Origin of the sequence: Stenotrophomonas sp. NPDC077659 (assembly GCF_050268705.1) — a bacterium.
Taxonomy (GTDB): domain Bacteria; phylum Pseudomonadota; class Gammaproteobacteria; order Xanthomonadales; family Xanthomonadaceae; genus Stenotrophomonas.
In genome coordinates this window covers 1-1,425 of the sequence record NZ_JBNNHG010000287.1, presented here as the reverse complement: position 1 = coordinate 1,425, position 1,425 = coordinate 1, and the positions used below count along the sequence as shown (strand labels likewise).

At 71.7% G+C, this 1,425-nt stretch carries 2 protein-coding genes; one reads left to right on the top strand and one right to left on the bottom strand.

What is annotated here, in order from left to right; all coding sequences use genetic code 11:
* Positions 1-157: 157 nt before the first annotated feature.
* Complete coding sequence (locus ACQKDV_RS19505) at positions 158-817, bottom strand: YceH family protein (protein WP_427785869.1); 660 nt, start codon at positions 815-817, stop codon at positions 158-160.
* Positions 818-919: 102 nt separating this feature from the next.
* On the opposite strand from ACQKDV_RS19505, the gene ACQKDV_RS19500 reads away from it, so the two are divergent.
* Positions 920-1,425: HAD family acid phosphatase (locus ACQKDV_RS19500; RefSeq protein WP_427785868.1), on the top strand; the 506-nt coding region annotated here is incomplete at its 3' end.

The following is a 1,425-nucleotide window of genomic DNA, read 5'->3' as shown; positions in this document are numbered from 1 at the left end:
GTGGGGCCCCGCGGTGGTGGCGTTGTTTCGGTTGTTTCCCTGCGCCCCGCCCGGATCCGCGCGCGGGTTTCCGGGGGGGGGGGGGGGGCGCCGGCCCCGCCCCCCCCCCCCCCCCCCCCCCCCCCCCCCCCGCCCCCCCCCCCCCCCCCCCCCCCCACTACCGGGTGCGGTGCAGTTCGGCCAGCTGCGCCTGCAGCTCGGCCACCGCCGCTTCCAGCTGGGCCACGCGCTCGGCCAGGCCGGGCTCGGCCGCTTCGCTGCCGCCACCGCCACTGCTGGCGTACTTCGCCGCCAGCGCCGCGCCATCCACTTCACCGCACAGCAGGTGCATGTAGCGGTCCTCGCGCTGGCCGCTGGCGCGCGGCAGCACCAGCAACAGGGCGCGCTGCTGCAGGCGCTCGATGGCGTGGCGGGCTTCGTCGACCTCCGCGAACCGGTACAGGCGCTCGCTGCGCGAGACCAGCTCGCCCAGGGTCTGCGGGCCGCGCAGCAGCAGCATCGCCAGCAGCACCGTCTGCTGCCGGGTCAGGTCCAGCGCAGCCTGCAGGCGGTGCTCGTAACGGTCGGCGCGCGAAGAGAAATGCTGGCGCGCCAGCCCCAGCGTCTCCAGTTGGCGCAGCGCGTGCTGCACGCTGCCGGCGTCGACGTTCATCACCGGCTCGCGGGCGGTCTTCTGGTTGGCCGCCGACTGCGCAGCGTTGACCGTCAGCGGGTAGGTGTCCGGGGTGGTCGCCTCCTTTTCCACCAGGCAGCCCAGCAGGCGGGCCTGGACGGCGTCAAGCAGGGGGACCTCGGGGGTCTGGACGGGATCGGTCATGGCGGCCTCCGGAAGGCAGAGTGTCAACCCCGCAGCATAGCCGCGCCACGGTCATCTTTGCCGGTAAAATGGGCGGGTATATCTGATTGCCGGTGAATCCTGATGCGTCGTCCCGTTTCCCTGTCCCTGACCCTGCTCGCCACCGCGGCGATCGGCCTGTCTGCCTGCAAGCGCGTGGACGCGCCTGCGGCCCAGGCCCCCGAAGCCCCGGCCGCGGCCGCCAAGGCCGCCAGTGCCGTCGATGTGACCGCCAACGACAACCTCAATGCGGTGCTGTGGATGCAGCGTGCGCAGGAGTACAAGGCGATCACCGAACAGACCTACCGTGCCGCCGCCGACAAGCTGGATGGCGCGCTGAAGGAAGCCCACTGGGACGCGCTGGTGCCGGAAGAACGCGGCAACGACGCCAAGGGCCTGAAGCCGGCCGTGGTGCTGGACGTGGATGAAACCGTATTGGACAACTCGCCCTACCAGGCCCGCCTGGTGCGCGATGGCAAGGAATACGACGAGCTGACCTGGGACCAGTGGGTGGCCGAGAAGAAGGCCAAGGCCATCCCCGGCGTGGTTGATTTCGCCAAGGCCGCCAACGCCAGGGGCGTGACCCTGCT

Coding starts and splice junctions, on each gene's coding strand:
- ACQKDV_RS19505 (WP_427785869.1), bottom strand. CDS start 817: ATGACCGATCCCGTCCAGACCCCCGAGGTCCCCCTGCTTGACGCCGTC.